The organism is Microbacterium sp. F01, from assembly GCF_056156365.1.
Window position 1 is genome coordinate 3,070,431 of the sequence record NZ_CM149592.1, and the last position, 18,954, is coordinate 3,089,384.

Genomic DNA, 18,954 nt, shown 5'->3' on the forward strand with positions numbered 1-18,954 from the left:
GTCCGGACACACGAAGAGGGCGGATTCCCACGGAATCCGCCCTCTTCGCCTTCCGTACCGAAGGATCAGGCCTTCGCGCGCGGGCCGGTGCTCTTCGCGGCCGGGGCCTTCGCGGGACGAGATGCTGCAGCATCCGTCTTCGCGGCGCTCGACGCCGTCGTGGCACGAGCAGCGCGCGGGCGCGGGGCCGACACTGCCGCCTCGGCAGCGGGTGCGGACACCGCCACCGGAACCAGCCGCTGCAGCTGCGTGACGTGGCGCGGCTCGAGTTCGGCGATGGACGAGACGCCGAGGAGCTTCATGGTGCGCTCGATCTCGCTGCGCAGGATCGCGATCGTGCGGTCGACGCCCTGGCGTCCGCCGGCCATCAGGCCGTACAGGTACGCGCGGCCGATGAGCGTGAACTTGGCACCGAGTGCGATCGAGGCGACGATGTCGGCGCCGTTCATGATGCCGGTGTCGACCATGACCGTGGCGTCCTTGCCGACCTCGCGGACGACCTCGGGCAGGAGGCGGAACGGGATGGGGGCGCGGTCGAGCTGACGGCCGCCGTGGTTCGACAGGATGATCCCGTCGACGCCCGCGTCGATGAGGCGCTTGGAGTCGGCGACGTTCTGCACACCCTTGATCACGATCTTGCCCGGCCAGATCTCGCGGATGATCGCGAGATCGTCGTAGCTGATGGTCGGGTCCATGGCCGAGTTGAGCAGCTCGCCCACCGTGCCGCCGGTCGTCGACAGCGACGCGAACTCGAGCTTCGGCGTGGTGAGGAAGTCGTACCACCACCACGGGCGCGGGATGGCGTTGACGATGGTGCCGAGCGTGAGCTGCGGTGGGATCGAGAACCCGTTGCGCTTGTCGCGCAGTCGCGCGCCCGCGACCGGAGTGTCGACAGTGAACTGGAGCGTGTCGAAGCCGGCCTCGGCGGCGCGACGGGCCAGGGCGTACGAGATCTCGCGGTCGCGCATGACGTACAGCTGGAACCAGTTGCGCCCGTTCGGGTTGGCGGCCTTGACCCCCTCGATCGACGTCGTGCCGAGCGTCGAGAGCGTGAAGGGGATGCCGGCGGCACCGGCCGCGCCGGCACCGGCGACCTCGCCCTCGGTCTGCATGAGGCGCGTGAAGCCGGTGGGCGCGATGCCGAAGGGCATCGCCGACGGGCCACCGAGGATCTCGGTCGACATGTCGACGTTCTCGGCGGGCCGCAACACGTCGGGGTGGAACTCGATGTCCTCGAACGCCTGACGGGCGCGGGAGAGCGACAGCTCGCCCTCGGCGGCGCCGTCGGTGTAGTCGAAGGCCGCCTTTGGCGTCCGGCGCTTCGCGATGTCACGGAGGTCGTAGATCGTCAGCGCCGACTCGAGGCGGCGCTTCTTGCCGTCGAGCTCGGGCTTCTTGAACTGCATGAGCTCGAGGAGCTCTTTGGGGTTGGGGAACTGGCGGGTGACCATGAATACCTCTCCGATGGGTCAGATCTGGGTGCGGGCGGCGGTCGAGCGGGCGAGACCCGCCGCTGCGTAGTAGCCGACGATGTGGTCGTGGACGAGGGTGCGGGCAAGCGCGGGGTCTCCCGCGTCGACGGCCGCGAGGATCGCGTGGTGCTCATCGCGCAGGCGGTCGGCGGCAGCATCCCATTCCGCGATGCCCGCCGCGCCCGCCTGCACGTACGACTCGATGGCGGTGCGCAGGCCCGCCATCATCGCGGCGATGACGACGTTGCCGGAGGCCTCGGCGAGGGCGAGGTGCAGCTGGGCGTCGAGGGCGAGGAACTCGGGGGCGGTGAGGTCGTCGGCGTCCATCGCGTCGAGCACCTCGCGCGCCTGGGCGGTCGAGCGCGCCGGGTCGGCCGCGAGGGCGTCGACGACTGCCGACTCGAGCACGAGCCGCGTGGCGACGACGTCATCGAACGGGAACCCCTGTGCGGCGACCTGCAGCCGCAGCAGCGCCGACATGCCGCCCTGCGGCGTCGCGATGATGATGGCCCCGGAGGTCGGCCCTGACCCGGTGCCGGTGCGGATGAGTCCCATCACCTCGAGGACGCGCAGCGCCTCGCGGACGCTGGAGCGCCCGACTCCGAGGGTGGCCGCGAGCTCACGCTCGGGGGCGAGACGGTCGCCGGGCCGGAGGGCGCCGTCGAGCAAGTCGGTCTCGATCTTCTCGAGCACGACGCGCCACGCGCGTGCGGGCGCGAGCGCGGGCGGAGTCGGGGTGCCTGCCACGGATCTCCTCGTCGATGTCGGATCCGGCGCCCTCCCTCTTTGAAGGGCACGGTGTGGTCTGACCACGATAGCGTGTGGTCGGACCACAGACAACCCGCATGACTCCGCGTGTCCGCGCGGACCACTACGCTGACCCCATGGACCCCCTCCTGCTCGTCCTCATCGTCGCAGGCGTCGCTGCCGCGTTCTGCTGGATCACCTCGCTCATCACGAACGAGACGTCGTGGATCGACCGGCTGTGGTCGATCATGCCCGTGATCTACGTGTGGATCTTCGCCGTCGCCGCGCTCATCGCAGGCGTCGACGCGACGCGGCTGGTCGTGATGGCGATCCTCGTCACGGCGTGGGGAGCGCGACTGACGTTCAACTTCGCGCGCAAGGGCGGCTACACCGGCATGGAGGATTACCGCTGGGCGATCCTGCGCGGGCGCATGACGCGCTGGCAGTTCCAGCTGTTCAACTTCTTCTTCATCGTGCTCTTCCAGAGCGCACTGCTCGTGCTCATCTCGCTTCCGGCGTACATCGCGTGGCAGCATCCCGTGCCGTTCACCGGATGGGATGCCGCGTTCGCGGCGCTGTTCGCCGCGTTCCTGGTCGGCGAGACCGTGGCAGACCAGCAGCAGTGGGCGTTCCACCAGGCCAAGAAGTCCGCCGGCGGCACGCTCGAACCGGGCTTCGTCACGACCGGGCTCTTCGCCTACAGCCGGCACCCGAACTTCTTCTTCGAGCAGGCGCAGTGGTGGGCGTTCTACGCACTCGGCGCGGCGGCGCTCGTCGCCGACGGCGGCAGCTGGCTGAACTGGACGATCGCCGGCGCAGCGCTGCTGACGGTGCTGTTCATCGGTTCCACGGTGTTCACCGAATCGATCTCGGGCTCGAAGTACCCGGCCTACCGCGAGTACCAGCGCACGACGTCGATGCTGGTCCCACTCCCCCGCCGGCGCGGGCGGGCAGCCGAGACGGCCTGAGCGCCGCCGTCACTCGAGGCGGCCGCCGGAAGCGCGCAGGTAGTCCTCGGCGCACAACGACTCGTACGTGACGCGATCAGCGGTGAGCTCGTCGATCGCGACCTGGTCGCCATCGAAGACGAAGCGGCCCTCGACGAGGCGGGCGTTGAACAGTGCCTTGCGCCCGCAGCGGCAGATCGTCTTGAGCTCTTCGAGGCTGTGGGCGAGCTCGAGCAGGCGCGCCGATCCGGGGAACGCCTGCGTCTGGAAGTCCGTGCGGATGCCGTAGGCGAGCACCGGCACGCCGTCGAAGACGACGATGCGGAGCAGATCGTCGACCTGCGCGCGGGTGAGGAACTGCGCCTCGTCGATGAGGAGGCACGCGACGTCGACCTCGTGCTCGTCGGACTCGGGGACGAGCGTGTCGGCCGCCTCCGCCTTGACCCGCGCGCGGTGCTCGGCGAACACCGCGCGGATGTCGTCGTCGGGACGCACCAGGAAGTCGACGGTGCGCTTGACGCCGAGTCGGCTGTCGATCTGGTCTGCGCCCTTGGTGTCGATGGCAGGCTTCGCGAGAAGCACGTGCTGCCCGCGCTCTTCGTAGTTGTACGCGGCCTGAAGGAGCGACGTCGACTTGCCGGAGTTCATCGCCCCGTAGCGGAAGTAGAGCTTGGCCACGGATCGAGCGTAGCCGGTGGGCGCGTCAGCGCCCGCCGAAGCCTCCCCCGCCGCCTCCCCCGCCCGAGAACCCGCCGCCCGATGATCCGCCCGAGGACGACCAGCTCGAGCTCGAGGACGAGCTCGACGAGGATCCCGGTCGCGACACCGGGGTCGCGGCGAGGCGCCCGATCGACGACGACGCGTCGGACAGCGAGCGCGAGGTCACGGCGTCGAACAGCGCGACCTGCGAGGCGACCTCGGCGGCTCCCGCCGCGCGGATGACGTTCACCCACTCGCGCTCCATGCCGAACAGCACCGCGTAGGGCAGCAGCCGCTCGTAGAGGTTCACGACCGACGCACCCGCGGCGCCCGGCGTGTCGCCGTACGGACGGCGCCCCGCCGACACGAGGTCGGCCGTCTGCGGCGACTGCGCGGCGCGCAGGCGATCCTCCTCGGCCAGCCGCAGATACTCGCGGATGCCCTCCAGATACGTCTTGTGCATCCCGCCGGCGACCGTCAGCACCGACTTCGGGAGCGAGAAGAACGGCAGCCCGATGAACGCGAAGAAGGCGCTGCCCAGCGCCACGAAGTAGATCAGGTTCCCGAGGGATCCGAGCGGGTCGAGCACGACGAACGCGCCGTCGGCGAAGAAGATCAGCAGCATCGCCAGCGGCAGTCCCGCGAACTGCAGGAAGCCGCGCACGAGCGTGATCCCGTCCGGGAGCTTGCTGCGATACCCGCGCTGCACCGTGAACTCGTCGATCCGACGCACGTAGGTGACGGCTCGTGACGGCGGCTTGCGGGCGAACGCGCCGAGGTCGACGTCGGCGCCGGCTTCGGCCTTGCGTCCGAACAGCGTGTCGACGATGCGGCGCTCGTCGCTGTCGAGCCCGGCGGTGTCCCGCAGCACGACCTCGAAGTCGTCGGCATCCTGCCGGTCCCCCGCCGCACGGATCTCCACGGCATCCTTCACCGCGAGATCGACGACGTGCGCCGCCAGCGCCCGCTCGGGAACGTCGAGCACACCGGCCGACAGCGTCAGCGACTCGTCGTCGGGCGGCGTGTACTGCACGATCACCGGCGAGCGGTCGGGGTTCCGGCGCGCAGCGGCCTTCACCACGAGCACGAAGATCAGCCCGCCGATGCCCGACAGCAGCGCGAGCGCCGGGAGGATCCAGAGCCACCACGGGTACGGGGGCGGCGGGGGCGGGCTCGGTGCCGCGAAGGTACCCCGCTCGAAGCCGAGCGCCACGGTCACGTTCTCGTCCGGGCCGATCCCCTCATCCTCCGCCGTGAACACCACTGCGCTCGTCGCGGTCGAGCCGGCAGCCTGCGCCCACGCCTGAACGCCGTCGGGCAGCGACTCCGGTTCCGGCGCGCGCTCGATCCCGCACTGCGCGGTCGACCCGTTCGGCCCGGTGTAGCAGAACGCGCGCCCGTCGATGAGGCCGGCCGCAGCATCCGTCGCCACATGCACGTCGGCGGTCACGACGTCGAACGGCTGCGCGTGGTCGGTGCCGACGGTGTCCCAGTAGAACTCGTCGGCCGCGGTGTCTTCGTAGCGCAGCACCACGTCACTCATCTCGTACGTGATGACGTAGGCCTGCGCGCCGTGCACATAGGAATCGTCGCCGGTAAGCACGTAGATCCAGTCGCCGTCGCGCTCGGTCCACCACGGGATCGCCGCGCCGTCCGCGCCGGTCACCGTGTAGACGACGGTTCCGAGGTCGATGCCGCTGTCGACGACAGGCAGCGCCCGCACCATGCCCTTGTTCTGGTCGAAGTCCGGGAAGCGCGCCACGATCGTCTCGGTCGTGAGCAGGCGGCTGCGCTCGCCTGTCCCCCGCACGAGCCAGTAGTCGGCCTGGAACGAATCGAACGTGAAATCGTCGACGGATGCTGCGGCCACCGCATTCACGACCGCCGGGCGTTCGCTCCCCCGCGCCGCGATCGCCGCAGGCGCAGCGGAGGCACCCGCGACGCCGAACGTGACCGCACCCGCGACGACGAGCGCGACGAGCACCCCGGCGGTGATCCCCCAGCGACGCCATCCGCGTCGTGACACCGACATGCACCCACCCTAGGGGTGGGCGGCTCGCGCGCCCAGGATCGAGCGCGCGCGGCGGATCAGGCGGTGAGCGCCAGCGTCTCGGCGGTCTCGCCGAGCGACTCGCGCGCGACCGCAGGACGCGCGTTGAGCGTGTCGCCGTAGCTCGGGATGAGCTCGCGCAGGCGCGGCTCCCATGCCTCGATACGGTCGGGGAAGCAGGTCTTCAGAAGGCCCAGCATGATCGAGACCGCGGTCGACGCCCCGGGCGAGGCGCCGAGCAGGCCGGCGATGGTGCCGTCGGCGCCGGTGACGACCTCGGTGCCGAACTGCAGCACGCCGCCCTTCTCGGGGTCCTTCTTCATGACCTGCGCGCGCTGGCCGGCCTGGATGATCTCCCAGTCCTCGTCCTTCGCGGTGGGCATGAAGGTGCGGAGGCTGTCGACCTTCTTCTTGTGGTTCTTCAGCAGCTCGCCGACGAGGTATGTGATGAGGCTCGGGTTGTCCCACGCGACCTTGAGCATCGGGCCGAGGTTGCCGGGGCGCACCTGGCCGACGATGTCGAACCACGAGCCGGTCTTGAGGAACTTCGGGCTGAACGTCGCGAACGGGCCGAAGAGGAGCGACGCCTCGCCGTCGACGACGCGCGTGTCGAGGTGCGGCACCGACATCGGCGGTGCGCCGACAGAGGCCTGCGAGTACACCTTGGCCTTGTGCTGCGCCACGACGGCGGGGTTCGTCGTCTTGAGGAACTGACCGCCGATCGGGAACACGCCGTAACCCGAGATCTCGGGGATGCCCGAGCGCTGCAGCAACTTGAGCGCCCAGCCACCCGCGCCCACGAAGACGAACTTCGCACGGATCTCGCCCGGCGTACGGCCGATCGTGCGGCGGTACTTCACGCTCCACGTGCCGTCCGAGAGGCGCTTCAGCTTGCGAACCTCGGTGTTCGTCCGGACGTCGGCGCCGTTCTCGGCGAGCCGGTCGACCAGCTGGCGGGTCAGGGCACCGAAGTCGACATCCGTGCCGGCGGGCACACGCGTCGCCGCGAACGGCTCGCCCTTGCGTCGCTTCTGCATGAGCAGCGGTGCCCACGTGTTGATGACGCGGGAGTCCTCGCTGTACTCGATGCCGGCGAACAGCGGCTCGTCCTTGAGGGCCTCGTAGCGCTTCTTGAGGTACGCGACATCCTTGTCGCCGCGCACGAACGTCATGTGCGGAGCGGAGTTGATGAACGTCGACGGAGCGTCGAGCACGCCGGCCTCGACGAGCGACGACCACAGCTGCCGGCTCTGCTGGAACTGCTCGTTGATCGAGATCGCCTTGGCGGGATCGACCGAGCCGTCCTTGCCCTCGGGCATGTAGTTCAGCTCGCACAGGGCGGCGTGGCCGGTGCCCGCGTTGTTCCACGCGTTCGAGCTCTCCAGCGCAACGTCGCTCAGCCGCTCGAAAACGGCGATCTGGAGATCGGGCTGCAACTCCTGCAGCAGCGTGCCCAGCGTCGCGCTCATGATCCCGCCGCCGATCAGCAGCACGTCGACGGTCTCGACGTGGGAGGTGTGTTCGGTGTGGTTCTCAGCGGGCGTTGCGGTCACCAGACGATTCTAGTTCCGCTCGAAAGCACCCCTGACCCTGACCGGGTTCTCCCGCCGAAAGTCCTGCGGTTCTTGCCGAAACGACAAGCCCGCGCGTCGCTCCTCGCCGGCAGCCTCTCGTTGTTCGCTCGTCACGTATGTACGCGAAGGGCCGCGATCTGCGTACATACGTGACGAACGAACGAAGAAGCGGACGGATGCTGCGGGTCGCAGCATCCGTCCGCTTGGAAGTGGTGCGGGTCAGGCGGTGACGCCGAGGTTCGCGGCGACGACCTCTGCGATCTGCACGGCGTTGAGTGCGGCACCCTTGCGAAGGTTGTCGTTGGAGATGAAGAGCACCAGACCCTTGCCCTCGGGCGCCGACTGGTCGGCGCGGATGCGGCCTACGTAGCTCGGGTCGTTGCCGGCCGCCTGCAGCGGCGTCGGGACCTCTTCGACGACGACGCCGGGCGCCGACGAGAGGATCTCGTAGGCGCGCTGGGGGGTGATGTCGCGCGAGAACTCCGCGTGGATCGAGAGCGAGTGCCCGGTGAAGACGGGCACGCGGACGCACGTGCCGGCGACGCGGAGGTCAGGCAGCTCGAGGATCTTGCGGCTCTCGTTGCGGAGCTTCTTCTCCTCGTCGGTCTCGTTGAGGCCGTCGTCGACGAGGTTGCCGGCGAGCGGGATGACGTCGAAGGCGATCGGGGCGACGTACTTCTCGGGCTGCGGGAAGTCCACTGCCGCGCCGTCGTGCACGAGGTCGAGCGTGTTGCCCTGCGCGAGGACGCCCTCGACCTGGCCGAGCAGCTCCTGCGCGCCCGCGAGCCCCGAGCCCGAGACGGCCTGGTAGGTCGAGACGATGAGACGCTCGAGGCCGGCCTCGGTGTCGAGCACCTTCAGCACCGGCATCGCGGCCATGGTGGTGCAGTTCGGGTTCGCGATGATGCCTTTCGGCGGGTTCGCGATGACGTGCGGGTTGACCTCGCTGACGACGAGCGGCACCTCGGGGTCCATGCGCCACGCGCTGGAGTTGTCGATGACGATCGCACCGGCCTCGGCGAAGCGAGGAGCGTGCGCGCGGCTGCCTGTGGCGCCGGCCGAGAACAGCGCGACGTCGATGCCTGAGGGGTCGGCGGTGGCGACATCCTCGATGATCACGGTCTCGCCGCCGAACTCGACGGCGGTGCCGGCCGAGCGCGCGGTGGCGAACAGGCGCAGCTCGCGGATCGGGAAGTTCCGCTCTGCGAGAATCTCGCGCATGACCGTCCCGACCTGGCCGGTGGCGCCGACGACGGCGACGGAGAGTCCTGAATCGGAGATGCGGGTCATGGTGGTTCCTCAGCGTGGGGCACAAGCGTGGAGCGGACGCGCGGGCGCCGTCGATCGCGCGGGGTTCGGGCGATTCTACCGCCGGACCGACACGAGCCAGGCCGCATTACGGGCGATCGGTACGCGGCAGAGGTGCCGCGGCCGAGAGCGAACGCCGGAGATGAGTGGGGGCTGCGGGCCGCAGCATCCATCCCTTGCGAAGTCCGTCAGCGGCCGGCGCCGGCGTCGAGGGGCGCTTTGCTGATAGACCGGCTCGTCACCCGAGCGCGGCGGCGCCGAACGAGACGGAGAAGCGCTCGCACCACAGATCGACGGCGCGATAGACGGACAGATCGACGTCCGCGGGGATGTCGTACAGCTGATCGCCCTGATTGCCCTTGATGAGGCCGAGATCGACGTGCGGGTGACTCGCCGCCGTGAACCATCCGTCGAATCCTTCGACGACCGGTCCGGCGCTCAACCACACGTGCACGTCCGGCCCGTTCGAGGTGTCGAGATCCTCCAGGGCGAGCTGACGGGTGCCGTCAGGGAACTCGATGACGCGGGCGGAGCCGGTCGTCGTGTGCTCGTGGCTCACGAACGTCCCGGACAGCAGATCAACAGGAGTGGCAGGCGCGGCGGTCTCCGGCGGCGCGGCGGTCGGCCGCGGGGTGGACTCGGGCTCAGTGGCCGGTGACGACGAGGTAGTGGCGCGCGGCTGCGGAATCGCGTCGTCCACGCGGACGTCGACGAACAGCAGCCACGGCTGGAACAGGAGCGCAGCGACGACGAGGCCGGCCGCGACGAGCGCGCCGATCCCCCACAACAGTCGACGACGACGTGCTGTGCTGCCGGTGCGCTGCGGTGCCGTCATCGCACCTCCTCGGTTCCGCGAAGACGCGGAGCGAGACTAGCGGTGGACGCTGGAACCGGGCTGTGACGCGGTCGAGGACGACGTCAGCGACCGGGGACGACGTCAGCGACCGGGGACGACCTCAGCGGCCGGTACCGGCGTAGACGGTCGCCTCGATGTCGCCGTCCAGCCCGTAGGCGGTGTGGACGACGCGGGCGGCCTCGGCGAGGTCGTCGCCGCGCACCACGACCGAGATGCGGATCTCGGAGGTCGAGATCATCTCGATGTTGATGCCCGCCACGCTCAGCGCCTCGAAGAGGGTGGCCGAGACGCCCGAGTGCGTGCGCATGCCCGCGCCGACGACCGAGAGCTTGCCGATCTGGTCGTCGTGGACGAGATTCTCGAATCCGATCTCGGACTGGTCGGCGGCGAGCGCCTTGAGCGCGATCGCGGCATCGGTCTTGGGGAGCGTGAACGAGATGTCGGTACGGCCCGTGGTCGCGGCCGACACGTTCTGCACGATCATGTCGACGTTGGCGCCGGACTTCGCAACGACCTTGAAGATCTCGGCGGCCTTGCCGGGCACGTCGGGAACGCCGATGATCGTGATCTTGGCCTGGCCGAGGTCGGTGGCGACGCCGGCGACGATGGGCTCTTCCATCTCTTCTCCCTTTTCACCCGCGGGAACGTTCATCCCGGGGCCGAGCACATAGGTCCCCACGCCCGAGCTGAACGTGGAGCGGGCGTGGATGAGCACGCGGTGACGGCGTGCGTATTCGACGGCGCGGATGTACAGCACCTTCGCGCCGTTGGCGGCGAGCTCGAGCATCTCCTCCGCCGAGACGACGTTCAGCTTCTTCGCCTTGGGCACGACGCGCGGGTCGGCCGTGAAGATTCCGTCGACGTCGCTGTAGATCTCGCAGACGTCGGCCTCGAGCGCCGCCGCGAGAGCGACGGCGGTGGTGTCGGAGCCGCCGCGGCCGAGCGTCGTGATGTCGCGGGTGTCGCGGTTGAAGCCCTGGAAGCCGGCGACGATGACGATCGCGCCCTCGTCGAGCGCCTCGCGCAGGCGGATCGGCGTCACGTCGACGATCCGCGCCGAGCCGTGGTCGGCGGTGGTGATCATGCCGGCCTGGCTGCCGGTGAACGAGCGCGCCTCGAAGCCCATCGAGTGGATCGCCATCGCGAGGAGCGCCATCGAGATGCGCTCGCCGCTCGACAGCAGCATGTCGAGTTCGCGCGGTGCCGGGATCGGGGCGACCTGACCCGCGAGGTCGAGCAGCTCGTCGGTCGTGTCGCCCATCGCACTGACCGCCACGACGACGTCGTGACCGGCACGACGCGTGTCGACGATGCGCTTTGCGACGCGCTTGATGCTCTCGGCATCAGCGACCGACGATCCGCCGTACTTCTGGACGATCAGCGCCACATCGAACTCCACGCGTTTGTCTGAGGACGGGCGAGAACGGATGCCGCGTCCCGCGGTCTCCTGTCACCCAAGGGTCCATCTTACGGACGCGCTCATGCGCGCCCAGTCATGTGTCGGACGGCCCGAGCGGCGGTGAGCGCTGCACAGGATCGGAGCTTCTGCCCGACACGCCGCGCAGGGCGCCCTCCGACCGGCGCTTCGTCGAGAGGTTCCGATTCTGTGCGGCGCCAGTAGCATCCGAACATGGAGCAGATCGAGACGTGGTCGGAGTTCAACGTCGCCATGGTCGGGGCGACGGCGGCGCTCGCGGGTCTCGTGATCGTCGCCGCGAGCGTCAACATCGGCGACATCATCAAGGAGGCGTCGCTCACCGCCCGCCTCGCCGCGGGGATCTCGGGGCTCGTGCTGGCCCTCGTCGGCTCGGCGATCGGACTCATCCCGGCTGTGGGGAACGTCGCGTACGGAGTTGCGATGATCGTCTTCGCGCTCGGCGCGGGTGTGTTCCAGGTGCAGGCGACGCGCAGGATCTTCGAGAATCAGCATCCCGCCAACCGCATGCGCTGGCTCAAGTCGGCAGTGGGCTTCTTCGCGCCTCTCGCCTACCTGATCGGCGGCGCACTCTTGGCGGCCGGCCAGCCCGTCGGCCTCGTGTGGTTCGCGGTCGGGTCGATCATCGCGATCGTGGCCGCGCTGCTGGTGTCGTGGATCGTGCTGGTCGAAGTGCTCCGCTGACGCTCACCCGGTAGAGATCGGCGGCAGCTCGGCGTTGTCGGGTTTGCGGGTGCGGAGCGCGCCGCCGGTCGCGGCGAGCCAGCATCCGACGATCACCAGCGGGAAGCCGATCAGCAGGCCCGGCGTCAGCGGCTCGCCCAGGATGATCGTGCCCAGGACGATCGCGACGACCGGATTGACGTAGGTGAAGAGCGGCGCGCGGACCGGACCGACGCGGGCGATCAGTGCGAAGAAGACGATGAACGCGAGTGCGGTGCAGAGCACCGCAAGAGCGATGAGCGAGACCGTGCTCTCGACGGTCGGCACCTGGTGCTGCGTCAGGAAGGCGATCGGCGTGTAGAAGATGCCGACCGCGAAGAGGGCGAGCGTGATCGACCCGAGGGCGGGCACATCGCGCAGCTTGGTCGCGATGACGAACGGCGCGATCGCGTAGAGGAGCGCGACGAGCAGCACTTCGCCGACGGCCAGCAGACCGCCGCCGCCCTCGACGGCGAGCCCAGGACCGGCGACGATCACGAAGACCCCCGCGAAGCCGATGAAGAGTCCGATCGCCCGCGCCGGGCTGAGCACGGACCGGTCGCCCCCGCCGAACGCGATCAGCGCGGCGAACAGCGGCACCGTGGCGACGAGCAGGCCGGTGAGCCCGGAGGGCAGAGTCTGCTCCGCGTGCCCGAGCAGCAGGAAGGGCCCGGCCATCTCGATGCCGCCGAACAGGAGCACCCAGCCGATCTTCGCGAACGCGGGGCGCAGCGCTTTCTGGTGCAGCGCGAACGGCAGCAGCAGCAGGGCGCCGAGGAGTGTGCGGCCGGCCACCACCGCAGCCGGTGAGTAGGACTCCACGGCCACGCTGATGAACAGGTAGGGGACGCCCCACAGCAGCGCCATCGCGCCGAACAGCAGCCACGCGCGCGTGTCGAATCGCTGCGAGGGGTTCATGGGGCATCTCCCAACGGTGGTGTGGTGGGGTCAGCGGCGGCGCTGCCCGGCGGTCGTCATCGACTCAGGTTCCGCGATCGCCGGCGCCGAGCGCGAGACGGCCGACCGCCAATCTACGACGGACTTCCGACATCCTGGGCGGATCACGGCGTCGCGACACCCGGCGACGGGGTCAGACGGAGCGCCGGCCCTCGAACGCGCGGCCGAGGGTGACCTCGTCGGCATACTCCAGGTCGCCGCCGACGGGCAGGCCCGACGCGAGGCGGGTGACGGTGATCTCGAGGGTGTGCAGCAGGCGGCTGAGGTAGGTCGCCGTCGCCTCGCCCTCGAGGTTGGGGTTGGTGGCCAGGATCACTTCCTGCACCGTACCGTCGGCGAGTCGCTGCATGAGCTGCGTGATGCGGAGGTCGTCGGGGCCAATGCCGGCGATCGGGCTGATCGCACCGCCGAGCACGTGGTACAGCCCGCGGAATTCGCGGGTGCGCTCGATGGCCGCCACGTCCTTCGCGTCTTCCACGACGCAGATGAGCGTCTGGTTGCGACGGGGGTCGCGGCAGATGGAGCAGCGATCCTGCTCGGAGACGTTGCCGCACACCTCGCAGAAGCGCACCCGCTCGCGCACCTCGCTGAGGAGCTCGGCGAGGTGTGACACGTCGAAGTTCGGCGTCTGCAGGATGTGGAACGCGATGCGCTGGGCCGACTTCGGCCCGATCCCGGGGAGGCGGCCGAATTCGTCGATGAGGTCTTGGACGATGCCGTCGTACATGGGCTAGCTGAACCTCGTCGGCGGCTCGTAGGGCTCCTCGCGGACGAACGTGGCGCCGAGCACCTGGCGCACCACCGCCTCGCCGTAGCGCTGGACGCCGCCGTTGCGCGTCGTGACCACGGGGGTCAGGGGCGGGGCGACCGTAGGCGGCACCGGGAGGTCGGCGACAGCATCCGTGTTGTCCGTCTCGTCATCGTCGTCGTCGCGCTCGAGCGGTGGAGCGATCTCGGTGCGCGGCAGGACCTGGCCCTCGCGCGGTGGTGCGAGGGTCGCGACCCGCGCGGTCGCGGCCTCGGCATCTTCGGGCTCGTCGTCGACCGCGAACTGCGCCGGCGTCTCGACGGGGAACGCGGCGGGTCCTGGGTCGGGCGGCGGGGCGTCGTCGTCGGACGGAATGGGCGCGACGGCCCAGTCGGTCACGGGGGCAGCGGATGCCGGTGCCGAGGCCGGGGCACTCGCTCGGGGTGCGGCCGGGGCCGACGCACGCGGTGCGGCCGGGGCCGACGCACGCGGCGCCGCAGCCCGCGAAGGACCAGCCGCGCTCGGTGCCGCTGCGGTGGCGCGTGCCGCCGCCGGAGCCTCGGGAGCGGCGGCCTGGCGCGGAGTCTCGCGCCCGGGACCGGCGGGAGAACTCGCGGGCGTGTCCGCTCCTCCCACTCCGCCCGGGCCCGCGGGCCCGCCGACGCCGCCGGAACCGCCCGACGGGTCGTGGCGGGCGATGTACTTCACACGGATGCCGAGCACGGCGAGGATCGCCTGGCGCAGATCTTCGCTGGGGCCCTTGCCGGCGGCGAGCTGCTTGAACTTCGCGACGTCGCTCTGGCTCGCGAACGCCAGCGTGAGCACGTCGTCGTCGAGTGCCACGGTGCGGGCGCCGGAGGCGAGCATCCAGGACGAGCGGCTCACGTTCTCGAGCTGCGAGAGCACCTGCGGCCATGCCTGCTGCAGGCGATCGAGCGTGACGGGGCCGGCGGGAACAGGAGGCGCCGCCACCGGCGCGGGCTCGGCGGGTTGCGCGACCGGAGCCGGCGCAGCACCAGGCGTGGGCGCCACGGTCGCACTCCCGGCCGGCGGAGCGGCGGTGGGCGACACCGCCGGCGCCGCCGCGGGTGTCGCGGCCGGCACAGCGGCAGCGACCGGTGCCGCTGCCGGCACGGCCCCTGCCCCGCGGGCCAGCACGCGGGCGACCATCAGCTCGAGCTGCAGGCGCGGCGAAGTGGCGCCGGTCATGTCGTCGAGGGTCGCGATGACGAGGTCGGCGATGTGCGACAGCCGCGACGGACCGAACGCGTCGGCCTGACGCTGCATGCGCGCGAGGTCGTCGGCCGAGACTCCGCGCAGCACCGCCGCCGCGCCCTGGCCGGTCGCCGACACCACGATGAGGTCGCGCAGACGCTCGAGCAGGTCGTCGACGAAGCGGCGCGGGTCTTGCCCGGTCTGCACCACGCGGTCGACGGCGGCGAACGCGGCCGACGCGTCGGAGGCGGCGAAGGCGTCGATCACCTCGTCGAGCAGCTCGGCGTGCGTGTAGCCGAGCAGCGCGACCGCGCGGGCGTAGGTGACCTTCGCGTCTTCCGAGCCGGCGATCAGCTGGTCGAGCAACGACAGCGTGTCTCGCGGCGACCCGCCGCCCGCGCGCACGACGAGCGGTAGCACGCCCTGCTCGACGTCGACGCCCTCCTGCGCGCACAGCTGCTCGACGTACTCGAGCATGGCCGCCGGGGGCACGAGACGGAACGGGTAGTGGTGCGTGCGCGAGCGGATGGTGCCGATGACCTTCTCGGGCTCGGTCGTCGCGAAGATGAACTTGACGTGGTCGGGCGGCTCTTCCACGAGCTTGAGCAGGGCGTTGAATCCCTGCGGGGTGACCATGTGCGCCTCGTCGAGGATGAAGATCTTGAAGCGGTCGCGGGCCGGTGCGAACACCGCGCGCTCGCGCAGATCACGGGCGTCGTCGACGCCGTTGTGGCTCGCCGCGTCGATCTCGACGACGTCGAGCGACCCGCCGCCGCCGCGACCGAGCTCGACGCAGCTGTCGCAGGTGCCGCATGGGGTGTCGGTCGGGCCCTGCGCGCAGTTGAGGCAGCGCGCGAGAATGCGGGCGGACGTGGTCTTTCCGCACCCGCGGGGGCCCGAGAACAGGTACGCATGACCGACCCGGTCGCCGCGCAGCGCGGTCATGAGCGGCTCGGTGACCTGCGACTGCCCGATCATCTCGCCGAACGACTCGGGCCGGTAACGGCGGTACAGGGCGGTGGTCACTCCCCCAGCCTACGGCGTGGGGCCGACATCGCGACCGTGCTTCGGGCAGGCTCCCGGCCGGGACGGCAGTCGCACCGGGCCGACGCCGACACAGGGCGTCGGCACGTCGAGATCGCCTGCTAGATTGCTCCGCAGTGACACGGGGTGCCCGCACAGCGGGCTGAGAACACACCCGTCGAACCTGATCTCGATCATGCGAGCGAAGGGATGTCGCGATGAACGCGCGCACCGAAGCACACCTGTCCGCCCTCTCCCCCGCCGCCGCGCTGACGGCGCTGCGGGAGGCCTCACCGCTGGTGCAGTGCATCACGAACGCGGTGGTGACGAACTACACCGCGAATGCGCTCCTGGCGGTGGGCGCCGCCCCCGCGATGTGCGACATCCCGGGCGAAGCCGGCCTCTTCGCCGGGGTCGCCGACGGGGTGCTCGTCAACCTCGGCACGCCCGCCGCCGAGCAGCGCGATGCCGCCCGCGAGGCGGTGCGTGCCGGCACACCGTGGGTGCTCGACCCCGTCGCCGTCGGTGTCCTCCCCGTGCGCACGGCCCTCGCCGCCGAACTGCTCGAGCACCGTCCCGCCATCGTCCGCGGCAACGCCTCCGAGATCCTCGCCGTCGCCGGTGAGGGCGGCGGCGGGCGCGGAGTCGACGCGACGGACGGAACGGATGCTGCGGCCGGCGCCGCGCGATCGCTGGCGCTGCGCACCCGCGGCGTGGTGGCCGTGTCGGGCCCGGTCGATCTCGTCACCGACGGCGAGCGTGTCGTTCGGATCGCGGGCGGGGACGCGCTCCTCACCCGCATCACCGGCGGCGGCTGCTCGCTCGGCGCGGTGATGGCCGCGCTCGTCGGTGTCTGCGCTCCGTTCGAGGCGGCGGTCGCGGCATCCGTCCTCTATGCGGTCGCATCGGAACGGGCCGCCGCCCGCGCAGATGGACCGGGCTCGTTCGCCGTCGCGTTCCTGGATGCGCTCGACGCCGTGGCCGCTCAGCCGGCCGAGCTCGACGCGCGCCTCGCCGACGTGCTGGCGATCCGATGACCCGGCCCGGAGCACGCCTCGCGCTGCACCTCGTGACCGACGACCGGCTGCCGTTCGACCGGCTGCTCGCGGTGGTCGACGCCGCGGCGGGCGCGAGCGTCGACGTCGTGCAGCTACGGGCCAAGTCGGTGACCGCTCGTGAGCTCATCCGGCAGGCGACCGCGCTGTCGGAGGTCATCGACCGCCGCTGCCTGCTGCTCATCAACGACCGCGTCGACGTCGCGGTGGCGGCACGGGAGGCCGGAGCCCGCGTCGACGGCGTCCACCTCGGCCAGGGCGACCTGCCGCCCGAGACCGCGCGCCGCCTCCTCGGGGCGCACGCCGTGATCGGATGGACCGCGAACTCCGCGGAGCACCGGGCTGCGGCATCCTCGCCCCGCAACTGCACGATCGACTACCTCGGCGTGGGCGTGATCCGCCCGACGTCGACGAAGCCCGACCATCCGCCGGCGCTCGGCGTGGACGGCTTCGCGGCGTTCGCGGCCGGTACGGACCTGCCGTGCGTCGCGATCGGCGGCGTGGTCGAGCCGGACGTCGCGGCGCTCCGCGACGCCGGGGCGGCCGGCATCGCCGTGGTGTCGGCGATCTGCGGGGCGAACGATCCCGCCGCTGCGGCGCGCGCGCTGCGCAGCGCCGCCGATGCCCCCTCCCTCGAGGGGGTCGCGTGATGACCGACACCACGCTGGCTGTGCCCGCCCCGATCACGGCTCGAGCGACAGCGATCCCGCGCGTGCTCAGCATCGCGGGCACCGACCCGACCGGCGGCGCGGGGGTGCAGGCCGACCTCAAATCGATCGGCGCGCTCGGCGGCTACGGCATGGCCGTGGTCACCGCGCTCGTGGCGCAGAACACCCGCGGCGTGCGCGAGGTGCATGTTCCGCCGACCGCGTTCCTCGCCGCGCAGCTCGACGCCGTATCGGACGACGTCGAGATCGACGCGGTGAAGATCGGGATGCTGCAATCCGACGAGATCATCGGCACCGTGCGCGCGTGGCTCGGCCGGGTGCGCCCGCCGATCGTCGTGCTCGACCCCGTCATGGTCGCGACGAGCGGCGATCGGCTGCTGGACCCCGCGGCAGAGGAGGCGCTGCGCGAGCTCGCCGGCGAGGTCGACCTCATCACGCCGAACCTCGCGGAACTCGCGGTTCTCACTCGGCGCGCTCGTGCGACCACGTGGGCGCAGGCCCTCGACGACGCGCGGACCCTCGCACGCGAGACCGGCACGACGGTGCTGCTCAAGGGCGGACACCTCGACGGCGCCGACTGCCCCGACGCCGTCGTTGCGGCGGACGGCGCGGTGCGCGAGGTGTCCGGTGAGCGCGTCGAGACCCGCAACACCCACGGCACCGGCTGCTCGCTGTCGTCGGCGATGGCGACGCTGCGCGCGGGAGGCGCGTCCTGGCCGGACGCGCTGGAGCGCGCCAAGACCTGGCTCACCGGGGCGCTCGCGCACGCGCACGGCCTGCGGGTCGGCGAGGGGAACGGTCCGATCGACCACTTCCACGAGCACCGGGACGCAGCATCCATCCCCGCAGTGTCATGGTCGACGTTGGCGTGGGATGCCGCGGCCGGTGTGCGCGCCGACGTCGACGACCTCGAGTTCGTGCGCGGGCTCGGCGACGGCACGCTGTCGCGCGAGACGTTCCTGCGCTACCTGGCTCAGGACGCGATCTACCTCGGCGAGTACTCCCGCGTGCTCGCGAAGGCGAGCGCGATCGCGCCCACGCCGGAGGAGCAGGCGTTCTGGGCGCGGGCGGCCGAATCCTCGATCGTCGAGGAGCGCCGGCTGCACGAGTCGCACCTCGGCGCGGCGACGGTGGCCCCTGCGCCGCAGAACCTCGCGTACACGAACCACCTGCACGCGTCGGCCCGCTCGTACGGCGAGCTGGTGGCGGCGCTCCTGCCGTGCTTCTGGCTGTACACCGACCTCGGCATCCGTCTCGCCGCCCGGCGCCACGACGCGCACCCGTACGACGACTGGCTCGCGATGTACGCCGACCCCGCGTTCACCGCGGCCACCGCCCGCGCGACCGAGATCGCCGACGCTGCGGCGCGCGAGGCCGGACCGCTCGAGCGCGCGCGGATGGACGCGGCCTTCGCCCGGTCGATGGAGCACGAGCGGGAGTTCTTCGCGCGGGCGTGATCCCCGGAACGCGCCGTCGACGAGATCAGGAGATCTGGCTG

The 18,954-nt window shown here is 70.9% G+C and carries 16 protein-coding genes and 1 riboswitch; of the genes, 5 read left to right on the forward strand and 11 right to left on the reverse strand.

What is annotated here, in order from left to right; genetic code table 11:
• Positions 1 to 65: 65 nt before the first annotated feature.
• Together ACVN90_RS14130 and ACVN90_RS14135 are read right to left on the reverse strand one after the other, a co-directional pair.
• Positions 66 to 1,451: an alpha-hydroxy acid oxidase gene (locus ACVN90_RS14130; protein ID WP_475098855.1), complete on the reverse strand. Its 1,386-nt coding sequence runs from the start codon at positions 1,449 to 1,451 to the stop codon at positions 66 to 68.
• A gap of 18 nt (positions 1,452 to 1,469) precedes the next feature.
• Complete coding sequence (locus ACVN90_RS14135) at positions 1,470 to 2,219, reverse strand: FadR/GntR family transcriptional regulator (RefSeq protein ID WP_475098856.1); 750 nt, start codon at positions 2,217 to 2,219, stop codon at positions 1,470 to 1,472.
• Between the two features lie 137 nt (positions 2,220 to 2,356).
• Between ACVN90_RS14135 and ACVN90_RS14140 the strand changes: the two genes are divergently transcribed.
• Positions 2,357 to 3,187, forward strand: coding sequence for a DUF1295 domain-containing protein (locus ACVN90_RS14140; RefSeq protein WP_475098857.1), 831 nt, complete (start codon positions 2,357 to 2,359; stop codon positions 3,185 to 3,187).
• A 9-nt stretch (positions 3,188 to 3,196) separates the two neighbouring features.
• Here ACVN90_RS14140 and ACVN90_RS14145 read toward each other — a convergent pair whose 3' ends face one another.
• The 6 genes from ACVN90_RS14145 to ACVN90_RS14170 all read right to left on the reverse strand — a co-directional run bounded on the left by ACVN90_RS14145 (position 3,197) and on the right by ACVN90_RS14170 (position 11,040).
• Positions 3,197 to 3,844, reverse strand: a complete 648-nt coding sequence (locus ACVN90_RS14145) for a thymidine kinase (protein WP_475098858.1) — start codon at positions 3,842 to 3,844, stop codon at positions 3,197 to 3,199.
• Positions 3,845 to 3,869: 25 nt separating this feature from the next.
• On the reverse strand, positions 3,870 to 5,897 hold the full coding sequence (locus ACVN90_RS14150) for a DUF2207 domain-containing protein (RefSeq protein ID WP_475098859.1): 2,028 nt from the start codon (positions 5,895 to 5,897) through the stop codon (positions 3,870 to 3,872).
• Positions 5,898 to 5,953: 56 nt separating this feature from the next.
• Positions 5,954 to 7,468, reverse strand: a complete 1,515-nt coding sequence (locus ACVN90_RS14155) for a malate:quinone oxidoreductase (RefSeq protein ID WP_475098860.1) — start codon at positions 7,466 to 7,468, stop codon at positions 5,954 to 5,956.
• A 240-nt stretch (positions 7,469 to 7,708) separates the two neighbouring features.
• Entirely contained in the window at positions 7,709 to 8,779 is a 1,071-nt protein-coding gene (locus ACVN90_RS14160; protein WP_475098861.1) for an aspartate-semialdehyde dehydrogenase, read from the reverse strand.
• Positions 8,780 to 9,035: 256 nt separating this feature from the next.
• Positions 9,036 to 9,632 carry a DM13 domain-containing protein gene (locus ACVN90_RS14165; protein WP_475098862.1) on the reverse strand — a complete coding sequence of 199 codons (597 nt, stop codon included), beginning with the start codon at positions 9,630 to 9,632 and terminating at the stop codon, positions 9,036 to 9,038.
• A 121-nt stretch (positions 9,633 to 9,753) separates the two neighbouring features.
• A complete protein-coding gene (locus ACVN90_RS14170; protein WP_475102132.1) occupies positions 9,754 to 11,040 on the reverse strand; it encodes an aspartate kinase in 1,287 nt (428 codons plus the stop codon).
• Positions 11,041 to 11,283: 243 nt separating this feature from the next.
• Between ACVN90_RS14170 and ACVN90_RS14175 the strand changes: the two genes are divergently transcribed.
• Positions 11,284 to 11,772, forward strand: coding sequence for a hypothetical protein (locus ACVN90_RS14175; RefSeq protein WP_475098863.1), 489 nt, complete (start codon positions 11,284 to 11,286; stop codon positions 11,770 to 11,772).
• Positions 11,773 to 11,775: 3 nt separating this feature from the next.
• Here the strand turns inward: ACVN90_RS14175 and ACVN90_RS14180 are convergent, their stop codons facing one another.
• The 3 genes from ACVN90_RS14180 to ACVN90_RS14190 all read right to left on the reverse strand — a co-directional run bounded on the left by ACVN90_RS14180 (position 11,776) and on the right by ACVN90_RS14190 (position 15,736).
• A complete protein-coding gene (locus tag ACVN90_RS14180; RefSeq protein ID WP_475098865.1) occupies positions 11,776 to 12,708 on the reverse strand; it encodes a DMT family transporter in 933 nt (310 codons plus the stop codon).
• A gap of 172 nt (positions 12,709 to 12,880) precedes the next feature.
• On the reverse strand, positions 12,881 to 13,474 hold the full coding sequence (recR, locus tag ACVN90_RS14185) for a recombination mediator RecR (protein WP_116196093.1): 594 nt from the start codon (positions 13,472 to 13,474) through the stop codon (positions 12,881 to 12,883).
• A 3-nt stretch (positions 13,475 to 13,477) separates the two neighbouring features.
• Complete coding sequence (locus ACVN90_RS14190; RefSeq protein ID WP_475098866.1) at positions 13,478 to 15,736, reverse strand: DNA polymerase III subunit gamma and tau; 2,259 nt, start codon at positions 15,734 to 15,736, stop codon at positions 13,478 to 13,480.
• A 130-nt stretch (positions 15,737 to 15,866) separates the two neighbouring features.
• Positions 15,867 to 15,961, forward strand: a riboswitch (TPP riboswitch).
• Here ACVN90_RS14190 and thiM point away from each other — a divergent pair.
• The 3 genes from thiM (at position 15,952) to ACVN90_RS14205 (ending at position 18,913) form a co-directional block, all read left to right on the forward strand.
• On the forward strand, positions 15,952 to 16,770 hold the full coding sequence (gene thiM / locus ACVN90_RS14195; RefSeq protein ID WP_475098867.1) for a hydroxyethylthiazole kinase: 819 nt from the start codon (positions 15,952 to 15,954) through the stop codon (positions 16,768 to 16,770). (Overlaps the previous riboswitch by 10 nt.)
• The gene (gene thiE, locus ACVN90_RS14200) at positions 16,767 to 17,438 is read left to right on the forward strand and encodes a thiamine phosphate synthase (protein ID WP_475098868.1); all 672 of its coding nucleotides are present in this window, start codon (positions 16,767 to 16,769) and stop codon (positions 17,436 to 17,438) included. The genes thiM and thiE overlap by 4 nt, the downstream gene beginning before the upstream one ends.
• Positions 17,438 to 18,913: a bifunctional hydroxymethylpyrimidine kinase/phosphomethylpyrimidine kinase gene (locus ACVN90_RS14205; protein ID WP_475098869.1), complete on the forward strand. Its 1,476-nt coding sequence runs from the start codon at positions 17,438 to 17,440 to the stop codon at positions 18,911 to 18,913. The genes thiE and ACVN90_RS14205 overlap by 1 nt, the downstream gene beginning before the upstream one ends.
• The last annotated feature ends 41 nt before the right edge of the window (positions 18,914 to 18,954 follow it).